Source organism: Ereboglobus luteus (assembly GCF_003096195.1).
Taxonomy (GTDB): Bacteria; Verrucomicrobiota; Verrucomicrobiia; order Opitutales; family Opitutaceae; genus Ereboglobus; species Ereboglobus luteus.
Window position 1 is genome coordinate 3,605,043 of sequence record NZ_CP023004.1, and the last position, 16,560, is coordinate 3,621,602.

Annotated in this window: 15 protein-coding genes; 8 read left to right on the forward strand and 7 right to left on the reverse strand. The window is 58.9% G+C overall.

The genetic code is table 11. The annotated features are described in order from the left end of the window. Positions 1 to 41: 41 nt before the first annotated feature. Both CKA38_RS13145 and CKA38_RS13150 read left to right on the forward strand, forming a co-directional pair. Positions 42 to 1,451 (forward strand): ROK family protein, encoded by a 1,410-nt coding sequence (locus tag CKA38_RS13145; protein ID WP_108825890.1) that lies wholly within the window; start codon positions 42 to 44, stop codon positions 1,449 to 1,451. A gap of 170 nt (positions 1,452 to 1,621) precedes the next feature. After that, complete coding sequence (locus CKA38_RS13150) at positions 1,622 to 2,473, forward strand: PIG-L deacetylase family protein (RefSeq protein ID WP_108825891.1); 852 nt, start codon at positions 1,622 to 1,624, stop codon at positions 2,471 to 2,473. Positions 2,474 to 2,530: 57 nt separating this feature from the next. Here the strand turns inward: CKA38_RS13150 and CKA38_RS13155 are convergent, their stop codons facing one another. The 4 genes from CKA38_RS13155 to CKA38_RS13170 form a co-directional block, all read right to left on the reverse strand. After that, positions 2,531 to 3,880 carry a glycoside hydrolase family 30 protein gene (locus CKA38_RS13155; protein WP_161554910.1) on the reverse strand — a complete coding sequence of 450 codons (1,350 nt, stop codon included), beginning with the start codon at positions 3,878 to 3,880 and terminating at the stop codon, positions 2,531 to 2,533. Positions 3,881 to 4,109: 229 nt separating this feature from the next. After that, positions 4,110 to 5,069, reverse strand: coding sequence for a helix-turn-helix transcriptional regulator (locus CKA38_RS13160; RefSeq protein WP_108825893.1), 960 nt, complete (start codon positions 5,067 to 5,069; stop codon positions 4,110 to 4,112). Further along, the gene (locus CKA38_RS13165) at positions 5,048 to 5,977 is read right to left on the reverse strand and encodes an NAD-dependent epimerase/dehydratase family protein (protein WP_108825894.1); all 930 of its coding nucleotides are present in this window, start codon (positions 5,975 to 5,977) and stop codon (positions 5,048 to 5,050) included. The genes CKA38_RS13160 and CKA38_RS13165 overlap by 22 nt, the downstream gene beginning before the upstream one ends. Then, positions 5,974 to 7,077, reverse strand: a complete 1,104-nt coding sequence (locus CKA38_RS13170; RefSeq protein WP_236919038.1) for a phosphotransferase enzyme family protein — start codon at positions 7,075 to 7,077, stop codon at positions 5,974 to 5,976. Before CKA38_RS13170 ends, CKA38_RS13165 begins: the two co-directional genes overlap by 4 nt. Positions 7,078 to 7,296: 219 nt before the next feature. Here CKA38_RS13170 and CKA38_RS13175 point away from each other — a divergent pair, with 219 nt between their 5' ends. The 3 genes from CKA38_RS13175 to CKA38_RS13185 all read left to right on the forward strand — a co-directional run bounded on the left by CKA38_RS13175 (position 7,297) and on the right by CKA38_RS13185 (position 10,794). Continuing rightward, positions 7,297 to 8,130 (forward strand): bestrophin-like domain, encoded by an 834-nt coding sequence (locus tag CKA38_RS13175; protein WP_108825897.1) that lies wholly within the window; start codon positions 7,297 to 7,299, stop codon positions 8,128 to 8,130. 31 nt (positions 8,131 to 8,161) lie between these two features. Beyond that, on the forward strand, positions 8,162 to 9,781 hold the full coding sequence (locus CKA38_RS13180) for a sulfatase family protein (RefSeq protein ID WP_202863912.1): 1,620 nt from the start codon (positions 8,162 to 8,164) through the stop codon (positions 9,779 to 9,781). Positions 9,782 to 9,852: 71 nt separating this feature from the next. Beyond that, positions 9,853 to 10,794: an amidohydrolase family protein gene (locus CKA38_RS13185; RefSeq protein ID WP_108825899.1), complete on the forward strand. Its 942-nt coding sequence runs from the start codon at positions 9,853 to 9,855 to the stop codon at positions 10,792 to 10,794. Between the two features lie 75 nt (positions 10,795 to 10,869). On the opposite strand, the gene CKA38_RS13190 is transcribed toward CKA38_RS13185, so the two are convergent. The 3 genes from CKA38_RS13190 to rph form a co-directional block, all read right to left on the reverse strand. Next, positions 10,870 to 11,469 (reverse strand): DUF1287 domain-containing protein, encoded by a 600-nt coding sequence (locus tag CKA38_RS13190; RefSeq protein ID WP_425482472.1) that lies wholly within the window; start codon positions 11,467 to 11,469, stop codon positions 10,870 to 10,872. After that, positions 11,459 to 11,860 carry a hypothetical protein gene (locus CKA38_RS15545; RefSeq protein ID WP_152032869.1) on the reverse strand — a complete coding sequence of 134 codons (402 nt, stop codon included), beginning with the start codon at positions 11,858 to 11,860 and terminating at the stop codon, positions 11,459 to 11,461. The genes CKA38_RS13190 and CKA38_RS15545 overlap by 11 nt, the downstream gene beginning before the upstream one ends. Before the next feature lie 176 nt (positions 11,861 to 12,036). Next, a complete protein-coding gene (rph, locus tag CKA38_RS13195) occupies positions 12,037 to 12,789 on the reverse strand; it encodes a ribonuclease PH (RefSeq protein WP_108825902.1) in 753 nt (250 codons plus the stop codon). A gap of 313 nt (positions 12,790 to 13,102) precedes the next feature. Between rph and CKA38_RS13200 the strand changes: the two genes are divergently transcribed. The 3 genes from CKA38_RS13200 to CKA38_RS13210 all read left to right on the forward strand — a co-directional run bounded on the left by CKA38_RS13200 (position 13,103) and on the right by CKA38_RS13210 (position 16,493). Further along, complete coding sequence (locus tag CKA38_RS13200; RefSeq protein WP_108825904.1) at positions 13,103 to 13,876, forward strand: endonuclease/exonuclease/phosphatase family protein; 774 nt, start codon at positions 13,103 to 13,105, stop codon at positions 13,874 to 13,876. Positions 13,877 to 14,049: 173 nt separating this feature from the next. Then, on the forward strand, positions 14,050 to 14,508 hold the full coding sequence (locus CKA38_RS13205) for an early set domain-containing protein (protein ID WP_108825906.1): 459 nt from the start codon (positions 14,050 to 14,052) through the stop codon (positions 14,506 to 14,508). 215 nt (positions 14,509 to 14,723) lie between these two features. Continuing rightward, a complete protein-coding gene (locus CKA38_RS13210; RefSeq protein ID WP_236919039.1) occupies positions 14,724 to 16,493 on the forward strand; it encodes a hypothetical protein in 1,770 nt (589 codons plus the stop codon). Positions 16,494 to 16,560: the final 67 nt, after the last annotated feature.

The window sequence follows — 16,560 nt, forward strand, 5'->3', positions numbered from 1 at the left end:
GCAAGGTGCGCCCCTACAAATTTCAAAAATCTATTTTTCCCATGACAGACATTCGTCCGAAAATCACACCTCCCCTCGATCCCGCCTTTGTGCCCGCCTCGCTTTGGACGCGCGCCTACGGCCGGCTGGTGGCAAACGACAACGGCGCGCGCGACGTCGAAATCACGCTCGTGCGCGGCGATGGCGGCCGCACAACCCATCGCACGCGCGCACTCGCCGCGGGTCATCCGCGGGCCGCGCTCACGCTCCGCCACATCGAGCGCATGATCAAGTTTCTCCTCTGGCAGCGCGGCGGCTGCCGTGTGCTCATCGCGGGCGCGGACGAACTGGTCGAGCCGCTCAAGCGCATTTACGGAGCGCAGGGCGAGCGCGCGTTCGACTGCGAAATGATGGGGGCTAAGATTTACGGAAACCCCTTCGAGGTCGCCCGCGCGGATGAGTCGAACGCGGCGTCCGCATTCGAGTCGCAGGACGAGCTTTCGGTTGGCGGGCATCTCGACGGCTGCCGCATCGGTTTCGACCTCGGCGGAAGCGATCGCAAAGTCGCCGCGCTCATCGACGGACGCGTGGTGTTTTCCGAGGAAATCCCGTGGAGTCCGTATTTCGAAAAAGATCCCTCGTATCACATCGACGGCGTGCAGGATTTGCTTGTTCGCGCCGCCGCGCACCTGCCGCGCGTCGATGCCATCGGCGGCAGCTCCGCCGGCGTGTATGTGAACAACGAGGTGCGTGTCGCGTCGCTTTTCCGCAACATCACACCCGAGCTTTTTGAGAAAAAAATCCGCCGCATGTTTCCCGACCTGCGCGAACGCTGGGGCGGCGTGCCCTTCGAGGTCGTCAACGACGGCGAGGTGACCGCGCTCGCCGGCTCGATGTTCATGAAGGACAACGCCGTGCTCGGCGTCTCGATGGGCACCAGCCAGGCCGGCGGCTACGTCACCACCAAGGGCGGTATCACGCCCTGGCTCAACGAGCTCGCGTTCGTGCCAGTCGATTACCGCGAGGACGCGCCCCGCGATGAATGGTCGGGCGACGGCGGTTGCGGCGTGCAGTATTTTTCGCAGCAAGGCGTGGCGCGCCTCGCCCGCGCCGCCGGTTTCGGATTCCCCGAAACCATGCCGATGCCCGAGCAACTCGAAGCCGTGCAGGAGGCCATGAAAAAGGCTGATCCGCGCGCGCGCGCCATCTACGAAACCGTGGGCGACTGCTTCGGCTATTCGCTCGCCCACTACGCGGATTTCTACGAGCTGCGCAACATCCTCATCCTCGGCCGCGTGACATCCGGCGAGGGCGGCCGCGTCATCATCGACCGCGCGCGCGCCGTCTTGGATGCGGAGTTCCCCGAACTCTCCTCGCGCCTCGCCTTGCGCACGCCCGGCGAGCAGGAAAAACGCCACGGCCAGGCCATCGCCGCCGCCAGCCTGCCGGCGATAACTGACATGCAAAAATGACGACGACGATTTTTCTTTGGAGTGCGGTGGCAGAGCGAAGCGGCGACACCGCTTTGAACGATTTGCGAATTTTCTCCGCATTCGAAAGCGGCGTCGCCAGGCTCTGAGCCCTCTGCCGCCGCACTCCAAAACAGGCAATTTTCAACAACCAACAACCACACATACGCATCATGAAATTCACACGCAACGAAGCCGACACCTTTGTTCCCGAATCCGCGCTCGCGCCCGCCGACGCGCTCAAGCGCACCACGCACCTGTGCATCGCCGCGCATCAGGACGACATTGAAATCATGGCCTACCAAGGCATCGCCGCCTGCTTTGGCCGCGACGACAAATGGTTTTCCGGCGTCGTCGTCACCAACGGCGCGGGCAGCCCGCGCTCGGGCCCCTACAAGGATTACACAGACGAAGCCATGCAAGGCATCCGCCGCCGCGAGCAGCGCAAGGCCGCCTATGTCGGCGATTATTCGATTCAGTTTCAGCTCGCGCATCCCAGCGCGGCGGTGAAGAACCCGGCCGACGCCGGCGTGCAAGCCGACCTCGCCGCGATCCTCGCCGGATGCGCGCCCGAGGTCGTCTATTTGCACCAGCCCGCCGACAAGCACGACACGCACATAGCGGTGCTCTCGCACAGCCTCAAGGCGTTGCGCGCGCTTCCAGCGGAGCGTCGTCCGAAAAAAGTGATCGGCTGCGAAGTCTGGCGCGACCTCGACTGGCTGTGCGACACCGACAAGCACGCGCTCGACACCGGCGCGCACCCGAACATCGGTGCCTCGCTCGTCGGCGTCTTCGACTCGCAGATCACGGGAGGCAAGCGCTACGACCTCGCCACGGCGGGCCGCCGCCTCGCGAACGCCACCTACCACACCTCGCACGCCACCGATGTTTACGAAGGCATCAACTGGGCCATGGACCTGACGCCGCTCGTGGAAAACCCCGAGTATTCAATTTCCGAATACACGCTCGCCTACATCGACCGCTTCCGCCAGGACGTCGCCGACCGCATCAAGAAGTTTTCTTGATAAGCACGCACGCAAGGGCGCGCCACAGCGCGCGCCCCCGGCATTGCGATGAGATAATTATTGTTTGTCGATGATGACGGTTGTCAGCGACCAGCTGTTCAGCGGCAGGCAGACGGCCAGATACTGGTTCTTGAATTTGACCTGAAAGCGCTGGCGCACCTTGGGGTTTTCACCGGCGGCAACGACGATCACAAACTGGCCGTCCGGGTTTTTGAATGTGATGGCGGTCAGCGCGTCGTCCGGCTGCTCAATGGCCATGATCTGCGCGCCCCGCTTTACGTAGGGGCTGAAGTGGTAGAACACTGCGCACTGCGTGCTCTTGCTCACTTTTCCGGTTTCGGTGTCGATCGACATCAGGCCGCCGCAAGGGAATCTTCCGGTGTTGGGCTGGCCGTCCTCGTCCAAGAGCAGATTCCAACTGGTGAAGGAGGAGCAGCCGTTGTTGAGGGCGCCAAAAATCACCTCCGACCACCATTTCGGAGTCTGGATGTCTTTCAGCGCCAGGTTGGGGCCGCGCTCGGTCAGGTGCATTTTCGTGCCCGGATTTTGTTTCAAAACTTCCCGCATCATCTCGGGCTTTCCGGCGTAGGGATGCCATGCCACGGCCGCCGCGTTGCGCTTCACATCGGGATCCGCGAGCATCTGGTTCACGCGATCACGGCCTTCGTAATCCCAGTCATACAACCATATTTCCGTGTCGAGTCCCGCATCCTTGAACGCCGTGGGCATCAGTTTTCCGGCCAGTTCGATTTCCTGTTTTGCGGAGACAAGCGTCGCGGGGCAGCCGCCGCGCTGGTCGGTTCCCGGTTCGTTTTGCACCGAGACGGCGTCGATGCGAATGCCGCGTTCCTTGTAGGCCTTGAGATAGGCTGTCCAATAGGCCGCGAACGACGGCAAATATTTGTCGAGCAGGCTGCCGCCGCACATGGCGCCGGAATCTTTCATCCAGCCCGGGACGCTCCACACGGCCGCGTAGGTGAACAGGTCGGAGCGGTAACTGTGGACGCGCTTGATGATCGGAATCATATAGGCCTCGTCGCGCGCCACGGAAAATTTCTTCATCTCAACATCGCCCTCGTGATCGTTGTAGTTGTAGAGCTCGGTTGCGTAGTCGCTCGATCCGCAGTTGAGGCGTATCATTGAGATGTTCATGCCGCGGGAGCTGAACGCTTCCTTGAGCACTTTGTGGCGGGCTTCGATATCCATCTGTGAAAGCAGCCAGCAACTGGCGTCGGTCATTGAAACCCCGATGCCGAAATATTCGTGCGAAGGCCTGGCGGCATCCAAGTCGATCGACTTGAGCAAACTGTATTCGTGTCGCGTGAAAGGTGTCGACGACACTTCGCGCAGGGCCTTGTCCTTTGTGGTTTGCAGGATGCGAAACTGGATTTCGTTGTCCTTCGGCACATAAGATCCGGCGAAGGCGGATAACGCACAGCCAATCAGGGCAGGCACTAGGAGGAGGTTTTTAAGAGGGCGCATAGCGCGCATGTGAAACGCAAGGAATTGCTGAGTCGATTAAAACATTCAGAATAAATATTTATTAATGTTTGGCGCAGTCTGTTTGGGGCAGGGCGAACCGTCCCGGTGAATCGCGCATAGTCTCAGCTCACCGGGACGGTTCGCCCTGCCAAATTTATTCGCGGGAGGTTGTTCGCACGAATTTTCCGTAGGCGCGCGGCGACATGCCCATGGCGTTTTTGAATGCGCGGCTGAACGCGAAGATCGACTCGAATCCGCATGCCCTTGAGATTTCCTCAATGCTGCCGCGTTCCGGATCGCCGAGCATTGACGCGGCAATCAACAGTCGCGACTCGCGCATGTAGCTGCCGAGACTCACGCCCAGGTTTTTGCGAAAAATCGCCCGCAAATAACTAATCGAGTAGCCGGTGTGCGCGGCGAGATCGGATATGCTCACGGACTCGCCGAGGTGCGAACGCACATAGGCGTTGATTTTTTCCAAAATCGCGCCGCGCGTGTCCGACTCCTCGCCGTCGTTGCGAATCACGCAATCGGCTTCGCGGCATTTGGCGAGTCGTTGCAAAAAGCTGGAAACCTTGAACACCAAATTCAAGCCGCGCCCGGGGCCGGAGGGGGGCGACACATATTCCTTGATCAGCGCATCGAGGTCTTCGATTTCGCACGCGCCGAGTTTGCGCGGCGAGTTGCGCAGGAGCTGCAGGGTGGCGGCGCTTTTCATCTCGAAGGTGACAAACACCCACTTCATCGGCCCTTTCTCAATGTCCAGATAATGGTGAAACTGGTGCGGAAATATCAGGCAAGCCATGCCGGGTGTGAGTTGATACGGCACGCCGTCCACATGAATGCGTCCGGTTTTCTGAAGCGGCACCACCAATTCGTAGCGATGATGGTAATTATGCGTCACGCCGCGCGGCCGCAGCATGTCCGGCGAGGTGCGCTTGAAAATGATGATGTTGTCGGCAACCGCGGCGTCCTCCAGTTTCGCGCCGGAAAACAAGTCGGCCGGATTGACCAGCCGGGTGAGCGATTTGCCGATTCGATCGCAGGCTGCCTTGAGCGAAACCTGGTCGTTTGCGCGCGCGCCGCTCTTTTCTATCGGGCTTCGTCGTGGCATGCCTTGTAATACGCGAGCGTTTCGTGCAGCCCCGTCTCAAGCGATCCCGACAGCGGAACGCCGGCCTGGCGCAGCGCGTCCACGTTTGCGCGCGAATGGCGCACGTCGCCGGCGCGCTCCGGCGCGTGACGGATTTCGGAGCGCGAGCCGGACATGGCGATGATGCGTTGCGCCAGTTCGAGTATCGTGATCTGCCCGCCGTAACCCGCGTTGAACACGCCGGCCAGTCCGGGAGTGGTGGCGGCCTGAATGCACGCCGCAGCGAGGTCTTTCACGTAGATGAAATCGCGCGTCTGTCCGCCGTCGCCGAAGAGGGTGAGCGGTTCGTTCGCGAGCGCCTTTTGCATGAAAATCGGCACCGCGGCGGCGTAGGCGCTTCCGGGGTCCTGGCGCGGGCCGAACACGTTGAAGAACCGGAATGCGACCGTGTCGAGCCGCCCCGTTTCGGCGAACTGGCGGCAGTAGTATTCGCCGTCGAGCTTGGTGACGGCGTAGGGGCTGCGCGGTTCGGGAAGCATTGCCTCGAGTTTCGGCACGGAGGGGTTGTTTCCATAGACGGCGGCGGACGAGGCGAAGAACAGTTTGCGCACGCCGGCCGCGGCGGCCTCCTCAAGCACATTGAGCGTGCCGGTCACGTTGAGGGAAACGCATTCGTGCGGACGCTCAACGGATTCGGGCACGCTGATCAGCGCGGCGAGGTGAAACACATAATCGACACCGCGCATGGCCGCGCGGAGCGCGTCGCGGCTCAGGATGGAGTCCTCGATAAACTCCACGTTCATGCCCGCCAGATTTTTTTCGAATCCCGTGCGCAGGCTGTCGAGCACGCGCACTTCGGCGCGGCCTTGCAATTGTTCCGCGATGTGGCTGCCGATGAATCCGGCTCCGCCGGTGATGAGCACTTTCATTGTGAGGTCTCCTTGTTTGCGATGCGTGTGGTGATGGTTTCCATTGCGGATTGTTGAGAGTCGATGCTGCGCGCGAGGGCGAATTGCGTGCGACAGCGGTCAAGGTTGTGGCCGGGGCGTTTTGTTTTGAAATACACGTCGCCCTCAAGGTAATCGGTGAGAAAGCGCAGACCGATTTCGAAGGTGATGAGTTTGCCCGAAAAAGCGAGGTGCGCGCGCTCGGCCTCGTTCAGGAATGAGCCGGCGGCGCTCAAGTAGCCGGAGACAAGCCCCTCGTAAAAGGGCATGCGCATGGAGATTTTGGAGAGGTCGCGCTCGTCCTCCGCGCCCGAGTTTGTCGCGGAGCGCACCATGTCGCCAAAGTCGTAGAGGGCGAGGCCGGGCATCACGGTGTCGAGGTCGATCACGCAAATGCCCTCGTGCGTGGCGTCGTCGAGCATTACGTTGTTGATCTTGGTGTCGTTGTGCGTGATTCGCTCGGGGATCGCGCCGCTTTTTTGGAGGTTGAGCAGCACGTCCACCATGGATTCGCTTTTTAGCGCGAAGTCGATTTCATCGCGCGCATTCGCCGCGCGGTTGTGCGCGTCGGCCGCGAGCGCGCGCTGGAAGTTTTCGAAGCGTTTGCGCGTGTTGTGAAAATCGGGGATGGTTTCGCGCAGGCGCCCGCCGGGCAGGTCGTTCAGCAGGCCTTGAAACGTGCCGAAGGCGCGGGCCGCCTCGCGCGCGTGCGACGGGGTTTCGACGATGTCGTAGGTGCGCGCGTTCTCGATAAAAAGGTAACACCGCCAGGCGTGGCCGCCGGCGGCATTGAGATGGGAGCGCCCGTCACGGGTCGGCACAAGGGTGAGCGCGCGGCGCGAGGCGTCGGCGCCTTTTTCCTTTGCGCGGCGAGAGGCGTGGCTGGTGACGCGTTCGATGTTGTCCATCAGCGCCGCGACATCCTTGAAAATATTTTGGTTTATTTTTTGAAAGATGTAGCGAACCGGCGCGCCCGACTGGTCGAATCGCGCGACGAAGGTGTCGTTGATATGCCCGGAACCGTAGGGTTGCGCGTCCAGGAACTGCCCGTGCAGCATGAATTGTCCGGCTACATCGGCCAAGTCCGAGGGTGGGGAAGGGGGGCGTTATGGCTCATCGTAAAGAATTATGGGTAGGTCATTAAGATAGTCGTTTTTGTCAATTAATTTTCATTTTTAACTTTTTAGATGCTCGCCAAAACACCGGCATCCGCGCGGTGATAGGGATTGTCAAACAACAGCCTCCCGGCAAACCATCAACTGTGTATTTCACCAACAACCCTCAACTTCATCCTTTTCGCCATGCCCAAGCCATTGCCTGAAGTTTTCCATTATTTCCACGAGGCCGCGTTTTTTATTGTTCTGGTCGCGCTTCTGTTGCTCGTCACCGAATGCGCGTTCCGCTACGGGCGCCGGCGCGCCGCAAATGCGCGCGAGCATCTGAGCGGCCAGGTCACCGCGCTCGGCGGCACGCTGCTGGGGCTTGTCGCGTTGATGCTCGGTTTCGCCTTCGGCATGGCGCTCGGGCGCTTCAACACGCGGCAGGATTTGCTGCGGCAGGAGGTCAACGACCTTCAAACCTCCTACCTGTTCGCCGACCTCCTGCCGAGGGATGGCGCGCAAAAAATGAAGTCGCAGATTTACGAATACACGGGCCTGCGCGCCGAGTATTACACGCCGGGCACGCGCGCCGACCAGATGCGCGACAACATCGACCGCACAAACATCCTGCAAAATGAAATGTGGACGGAGACCGTGCGATTGCTCGAACGCGCCAACACCGAAAAGGCCGGCGTCGGCGCGGATCAAATCGTAAACTTCATGGACACGCTCACCCGCGTGTTTTCCGATGAAAACGACCGCACCGCCGCGCGCGGCAATCACATTCCCGAGGCGATCATCTGGCTGCTGATATTTGTCTCGGCCTGCGCCACCGGCACGCTCGCCTACGGCATCGGCTTGAAAAGCACGCGCATCTTCTGGCCAAACGTCGTTCTGGTCATGGCCATTTGCTCGGTGTTGACCATCATCCTCGACCTCGACCGCCCGATCCGCGGCGTCATCATCATCAACCAGGGCAGCATGGCCGCGCTTCACCAGACGATCGGCGGGGATATCAAGGCGCCGAGGGAGTAGATTATCAAGGAGCGCAAAAAATAATACCGGCATGAAGATTGTCAAAAATACCGCGGGCGGCGTTTTGTGCGCGATGGCCGCGCCGTTGCTGTTCACGTCCGGCGCGGTCGCGCAGCCGGACGCCGACAATGCAGGCCGGCCCAACATATTGTTTTGCATCGCCGATGACGCGTCGTTCGGGCACATGTCGGCATATGGTTGCAAGTGGGTGAGCACGCCCGCGTTTGACCGCGTGGCGAGGGAGGGTGTTTTGTTCATGCGCGCCTACACGCCGAATGCCAAGTGCGCGCCGTCGCGCGCGGCGGTGCTCACGGGGCGCAACAGCTGGCAGCTCGGAGCGGCGGCGAACCACGGGTGTTATTTTCCTGTGGAATATCGCACATTCATGGAGGCGATTTCCGGAATGGGGTATGAAACCGGCTTCACGGGAAAAGGGTGGAGTCCGGGCGATCCGGGGATCGCGGAGGATGGAACGCGCCGGCAATTAACCGGCGCGGAATACAATGGGGGGAAAACAACCCCGCCGACAAAAGGCATTTCGCCAATCGACTACGCGGGGAACTTCGAGTCGTTTTTAAAATCGAGAAAACCCGGCCAACCGTTTTGTTTTTGGTATGGAGGGCGCGAGCCTCATCGCAAATATGAATACGGCTCCGGTGTCGCTGTCGGTGGCAAAAACACGGCGCAGATTGACCGCGTGCCCCCGTATTGGCCCGACACCGAAACCGTGCGCAACGACATGCTCGATTACGCGTTGGAAGTGGAGCATTTCGACAGGCACCTCGGACGCATGCTGGAGGCGTTGGAGCGAGTGGGCGAATTGGAGAACACAATCATCGTCGTCACTTCCGACAACGGCATGCCGTTTCCCCGGATGAAGGGGACCGCTTACGAGGCATCCGTGCACATGCCGCTGGCGATTTGCTGGCCGCGCGGCATAAAAAATCCCGGGCGTGTTTCACGCGATTATGTGAGCTTTATAGATTTCGCCCCGACAATCATCGAGGCCGCCAGCGGAGCTCCACAGGCGGCAACCATGGCCCCGGTTCAGGGGCGGAGTTTGATGGATATATTTCAGAACAATGCGCGGGGACGGGAAATGTTGCTCGTCGGACAGGAGCGGCACGACCTGGGGCGTCCGAATGACACCGGATACCCGATACGCGGCCTGCTCATGGACGGCTTTTTATATTTGAAAAACTTCGAGCCCGCGCGCTGGCCCATGTGCGATCCGGTAACCGGATATTTGAACACGGACGGCGGCCCGACCAAGACCGCAATCCTCGAGCAAAACAGACGGGGCGTTAATCACTGGATGTGGGAGCTCAATTTCGGAATGCGCCCGGAGGAGGAATTGTATGACCTGTCAACGGATGCCGATTGCATGAACAACCTGGCTCGCGCGCCGGAGCACAGTGCGCGGTTGTCGCAAATGAAAGAGTGTTTGTTTGCCGAGTTGCGCAGGCAAAACGACCCGCGCATGGAGGGGTGCGGCTATGTTTTCGACCAATATCCCTACGCGTCGAAAAACAGGGATTTATACAATCGCTTCATGGACAAAAACGAACGCGCCAAGATAAGAACCTCGTGGGTGGAACAAAGCGATTTCGAGGCGCCCGATTTTGATCCGGAGCGTCCGCTGAAACGATAGGGCGGTCACAGTCTTGAAAGATTGGAATTGGGAGTGGCTCCGCATGACTTTTTTGTCTTGAAACCAAGCAAATGGAAATCGTCGATTCGCATGTGCATTTGTATCCGCCGGAGCTGAACGCGGCTCCGACTGAATGGGCGGCGGCGCGCGGCGAGGCGCACTGGGCGGTGCTGTGCACGCGCACGCGAAAGGACGGGCGGCGCGTGCAGGAGTTTCCAAGCGTCGATGAATTGCTGCGCGCGATGGATGCGGCGGGCGTGGCGCGCGCGGTGCTCCAAGGATGGTATTGGGAGCGGCCGGAGACATGCGAATGGCAGAATGGCTTTTATGAAAAATGCGTGCGCGCGCATCCGGACCGGCTGAGCGCGTGCGCGGCCCTGCATCCGGGCGCGGGAGCGGATGCGGCGCGCGAATCGGTGAGGCGCGCGGCGGAGGCCGGGTTTGTCGGGCTTGGTGAATTGTCACCACATTCGCAGGGCGTGATGGACGATGCGGCGGCGCGGGAGGCGATGGATGCGGCGCTGGCGCTTGCGGGCGAGCTGGGGTTGTCGGTGTGCATGCACGTCACCGAATCGGCGGGCGAGGCGGGACGAAGAAATTATCCGGGAAAGGTGGAAACGCCCCTCGGAGATTTTGTGCGCTGGGCGCGGCGGCATCCGGGGACGCGCTTCGTGCTGGCGCATTGGGGGGCGCGGTTGCCGCTGGATGCGGAATGGAGTGAGCCGGTGCGAAACCTCGGAAACATTTTTTATGACACAGCGGCGTCGCCGCTGACGTATGGCGCGAATACTAGCGCGGGCATTTGGCGCGAGATGGCGGATGCCGCGGGCGCGGAACGGATTTTGTTTGGAACGGATTATCCGCTTGTTCTGTATCCAAAAAACAATGACGCGAGCGCCGCTGATTCGATGGCGTCGTTGATCGCCGAGTCGCGCGCGGGAGGACTGGCTGAACCGGAACTAGCCGCGGTTTTGGGCGGAAATGCGATGCGGGTGTTTGCGCAATCGCGTTAATTTTTAACCCGAAACAAACCGCTCAACCTTTCGCGCCTCCCTCAAAGTGGGATGGCTCAATGGGTGTGAGGTTGGTCACAGCCGGAAGTGCCCGGTGATTTGGTATTGGAAAAGGATATTTTCCTCGCGGGTGCCGGAGCCGATGTTGTGAATAATGAGCAGGGTGCCGTCGGGGGCTTTTTTGTCGGAGACGATGCCGATGTGCGGGAGCGAGCCCTTGGGACGGAGATTCCACGCGACGATATCGCCGGGCTTGTAGTCGGCGGCTTTGTCGGTGACGGCAACGGATTTCCCGGCGCGTTTGAAATAGGTGCAAAGATTGGGAACGCGGCGGTGGTCGATGTTTTTGTCGGTTTTGCGGAGCCCCCAGATTTTTGGGTAGGCGGAAAAGTTGGCGCGCATGTCCTCGTGGACGAGTTGCTGGAGGTCGGCGTTTTGCTTGCGCAAGGCGCGCACGATCACGTCGGCACACACGCCGGTGTCGATGGGCACATCACCGTTCGGGTATCCGATTTTTCGATACGCCGGATCATAGGAAGTGGTGACGCCGATTTGCGCGCGGGCTGCGGCAATGGTTTGGGATGGGGTGATTTTAGGGAGTGCGGCGGAGGCGCTTGCGGCGATGACGAGCAAAAAAAAGAGAAGTGCGGTTCGCTTCAAAAACTTATCTCTCATCGTGATATTCATCATCAAACACAGAGAGTTGTTGTTTAGATTTCACCAATCGTTGTATTTGTCGTTGAGACATTTTTCCTCGTTCAGTCCATAACACCTCTGAACCATCTTTCATTTTTTCATAGATGGGTAAAAGCATTGAGATACCTGCAAAACGCCATTCTCCACCGTCTGTTTTTGATGGAAATGTCTTTTTACTCAAACGCATAGCCTTTTGAAAGGCCTCATGGCGATTTTTAGCCATTATGATACGCGTATTTTGCCATACCAAGCATCGACTGTTTGGCGTTAGTCTTTTCTGTCGATTTGATACCCACTGCTCGATCTCTTCATATATCCACCAACCGGTGGGGCTTTGATTGCGATAGGGAATCTGTTTTTTGCGAGGCATATAAATTGTTACAGCAATTTAGATTTTCATTTTGAATCTACTCCCGTTGCCCTAATCAGATGTTTTTCTGAAATAGTCGATATACATTGAATCGCTTGGCAAACCACAGACCTGTTCGATGTATACTGTTCCGGTAGATTCAATGAAACGATTAATACGATAGTGTTTTTCACACCTCACCCGATCTTCACCGTTCCCAGCAGTTGTTTCGTCAAAAACGCGGTTTGTTGCGCGGCCAAATCCTTGAGGCCTTTTTGGGCGAGAACGAGAAGGCCTTGGAGCTGGTCGTTACTGAAAGTGGCTTCCTCGCCCGTGCCCTGCACTTCGACAAACTGGCCCTTGCCGGTCATCACGACGTTAAAATCGACTTCGGCGTCCTTGTCCTCAAGATAGTTTAAGTCGAGCAGTTCCTTGCCTTCGTGGATGCCAACGCTCACGGCGGCGACGGAATCCAGGAGGGGATTTTCGGCGAGCTTTTTGGCGTCGATGAGTTTTTGCACGGCGAGGCGCGCGGCGAGGTAGGCGCCGGTGATCGAGGCGGTGCGGGTGCCGCCGTCGGCTTGGAGCACGTCGCAGTCGATCCAGAGGGTGTTTTGGCCGAGTTTCTGAAGGTCGATGATGGCGCGGAGGGAGCGACCGATGAGTCGCTGGATTTCAACGGTGCGTCCGTCGATGCGGCCCTTGGAAATGTCACGCGACTTGCGGTCGAGGGTGGAGTAGGGGAGCATCGAATACTCGGCGGTGAGCCAGCCGCCTTTCACGCCCTGCTGTTTCATCCAGTTGGGGACGTTGGGTTCGATGGTCGCGGCGCAGATGACGCGAGTGTTGCCGAAGCCGATGAGCACGGAGCCGGTGGCGTGCGGTGCGATGTCGGGAACGAGCGTGATGGGACGGAGTTGATCGGGTGTGCGGTTGTCGTTGCGTTGCATGGATGAAAAAAGGAGTCAGGAGTCGGAATTTGCGGTTTGGCGCTGTTGTGCCGTGGAGGTTGCGGAGCCGAAACTGTTAACTGAAAACTGTAAACCGTAAACTGCCTCTGCCGTGGGGCGCGCTCGGCAACGGTGTTTCGAGCGATAGCGGCAGTCTGCAACCGCCCCGCCCTCGGATTCTTAATCACACCCGGCGGCGGGCGTCGCATAAAATAATCATGATTTCTCATTGCAGATGAAACGCGGGGCGGAGTATTCACTCGGATTCATTTTTAATTCCGAAAATTAAAACCCCGCGTTTCACGTTTCACAAATGTCCTCGTTGCGCATCGTCACTTACAATATCGCCCATGGCCGCGGGCTGCGGCCGTTTTCGGCATTGTCTTCGCAGCGCCGGATTCGTTCGCAACTGACCAAGATCGCGAAGCTGTTGTCCACGTTCAAGGCCGACGTCGTCGCGCTGCAGGAGATTGACCAGGACTCGTCGTGGGCGGGACATTTCGACCACCTGGAATACTTGAGACGGTTCACGCGGTTTCCGTATGCGGTGTTCGGCGTGAACACGCGCAGGGACGGGTTGTTTCACTTCAACTACGGCAATGCGTTTTTGTCGAAGCATCCGATTCTGGACTCGGAGAATATTGCGTTCGGAAAAAAAACACTGGGCGAGAAGGGCTTCTTGTTCGTTGAGCTGGATGTGGGCGGGAAACGCGTCCCCATGGTCAACATGCACCTGCATCACCGGTCGCGCGCGCACCGCATCAAGCAGGTGGAAATGCTCATGGGGTATCTCACAAAAAAATCCGCCGAGATGCGTCCGAAGTGGACGGTGCAGCCGATTGTGTGCGGCGACTTGAACAATCCCTCGCACACGGCGGACGCGACGCGGTCGCTGTTTCAATATTTCTCGCAGCACGGCGATTACCGTTTGTTTCCGATGGATGAAAAAACATATCCCTCGCCGCTGCCCCAGCGCACGCTGGATTTTGTTTTTCTGCCGCCGTCCTGCACCAACGCTTCGTGCAGTGTGGTGAAATCATTTTTGTCGGACCACCGCCCGGTAGTGGTGGATTGCAAATTAAAGTAAGGCAGGGCGGCTTCGCGCGCGTTTTAGTTTTAGTAATTTTTTTACGCGGCCGCGCAAACGAATATCAAATACGGTTGACTGCAAATAACTATTGCAGAGAAGGGCATTTAATTAAGAGTAAACGCAGTCTGGGCGAAAAATTGCCTGATTAATTAAAACGGAGAATACAAATCATGAAGAAAACAACAAAAGCCAAAGCTACCCCAGCGGCGCCGGCGCCCGTTCCGGCAAAAAAGAAAAAAACCAAAGCGGTATCCTCGGCTAAAGTCACTTCGCCCAAGGTGGCGAAAGCGGCGGCCGCGGCGGTCGCTCCCGCGCCCGCACCGCAAGTGAAAAAAGCCGCGGCACCCGCGTCCGTCGGCCAGCCAAGGCCCGCGATCATCAAGATCAAGGCGCAGATCGACATCGGTTTCGGCAATTCGCTCACAATTCGCGGTCTCGGCGCAGGCCTGAGCTGGGACAAGGGTATTTCGATGAATTGCGTCAACGACGACCTCTGGTCGATCACGCTCGTCGGCGTCAGCGGACCTGTCTCGTTTAAATTCCTTGTCAACGACCTCTCTTGGAGCGATGGCGAGGACTACATTGCGCAACCGGGCGACGAACTCGTTCTCAAGCCCACCTTCGAGTAGGCAACGCGCACACAATCCATTTCTTGCAACATGCGGGAACGGCTTTCGGGCGGTTCCCGCTTTTTTTTGCGAAACGCTCGCGATTACAGCTTTTACGGCATATTTTTTTAACTTTACGAAAAATTACCTCTTGCACACGCATCCAAAACACTGGCAAAACTTACGACTTCATTGTTGCGCGCGTGGTGCGCTCGACAGATCAGCCTACTACCTTCATGCACAGCTTCTCCGAGCAATGTCTCGAAATGGCCCGCACAATGCTGGCCCACAATTTAACCTCAATACAGCCGGAAGGCACTATTCTTCCAGTTGAAGGCGAGCTCTCCCGGCCCGACGAACCCGGTCACGCCGCGCTTGCCCTTGGCGAGTATTACCGCGCCACCAGCGCCACCACGCTCAAAGGCTACGACCTCGTCGACCTGACCGCGCGCTGCATCACCGCGCAGATGTTCACCGAACCCGCCGCCGAAAACGGCCTCGCCTACGCCTCGCTCGGCCTGCTCTGCTTCGGCCCGTCCAAGGAGCGCAATCTTGTGTGGGAGCGCCTCGTCGACGAAACCCGCGCCCGCATCGACAAACAATTGCTCCACCGCTCGGACTACGACAATCACTGGCAGGCGTTCAATGTCGCCAAGGCAGTCGCCCGTTTCTCCTTCGGCCTTTCCAAGAAGGACGAAACCTCGCGCCTCATCGAGCGCATGGTCGAGCGCATCAACGACACCAGCTCCACCGGATTTTTCGACGACGCGGCTCCCGGCATCGGCGGCAACTTCTCGCTCTACGGCGTGATGACCTACGTGTTCATCCGCTCCTCGCTCCAGCTCCACGCCAACTCCGGAGTGCGCGACCGCAAGCTCCCCACGCTTCGCACCTATGCCGAGAAATACATCAAAATGATGCCCGACCTCGTGCGCGGCGACGGACTCGGCTGGGCGTTTGGCCGCTACTCGGGAGCCTACGGCCAGATGCACTGCATCAGCCTCATTCTTCAGGGACTGCGCGACGGCTGGATTGCCGAGGATCAAAAACCGAAGTATTTCGACATTCTGCGCCGCCTCTTCCTGTTCTTCTACCAGACCTATCTCGACCAGGAGCACGGCTTCCTCGACATGCGCGACAACGAGCGCACGGCCAATCCGCACCATACCACGCGCATCGCCAATTTCGACGCCGCGCGCTTCCTCTGCCAGTGGTCGCGCCTCGCCAAAACCGTGCAAATGCCCGCCGCGCCAATCAAACCCGAGCCCGTGCGCACCAATCCCACCGGACGCTTCGTCATCTTCGACAAGTCGAACCGCAAGGAACAGGGCCTCTTCCTTTACCGCGATCCCTCAAGCGGTATCCATGCGCAAATCCCGCTCGTCAGCTCCGGCAAGGTGCCGAGCGCCGACACGCTGCCTTTCCCGCATTGCCCGGGCGTGTTCGACTGGCCGTGCAATGTTTACGCGCCGATCATGCTCCCCGAGCTCACCTTCGGCGACGACACTGTCACGATCCCCGCGTATTACGGCAAAAACTGCGTGACCGGCCTCGGACTGCGCAACAGCTTCTATTTCCGCTACGAGCAACCCGAGCTCATCACCAAGGACGAGGAACTCACAAAAAACCTCGGCTCGGTGAAAGTGCAGTGGAATTTTGCGGGACCAAGCATCAGCTGCGAATTCGCCTACACGGTGAAACAGCAGGTCACGCTCACAAAGTTCCGCTACATGCTCGCCATCGCGGCGCCGCATTCGCGCTATCGCGTGGCCGGCTCGCTCGCGCTCGGTGAGCAAGCGCACCGCTGCACCGTTCAGAAGGACGATTTCCAAGCCTCCTGGCAGGAAACCGAAGTGGTGAGCGATGATTCGCGCTATTGCACGAACTACGGCAAAATCCACTACTTGCAGCACCTCGTGCGCGACCATCCGCTCATCATGCGCCCCGGCAACGTCTACCGCCTCATCGTGAACTTCGAACCCGACGTTGCGCGAATCGAAGAATGATATTTTTCAGATTTTATTAAGAACGAACACAGAGGCACACGCGCCTCTGTGTTTTTTATTTCCAATT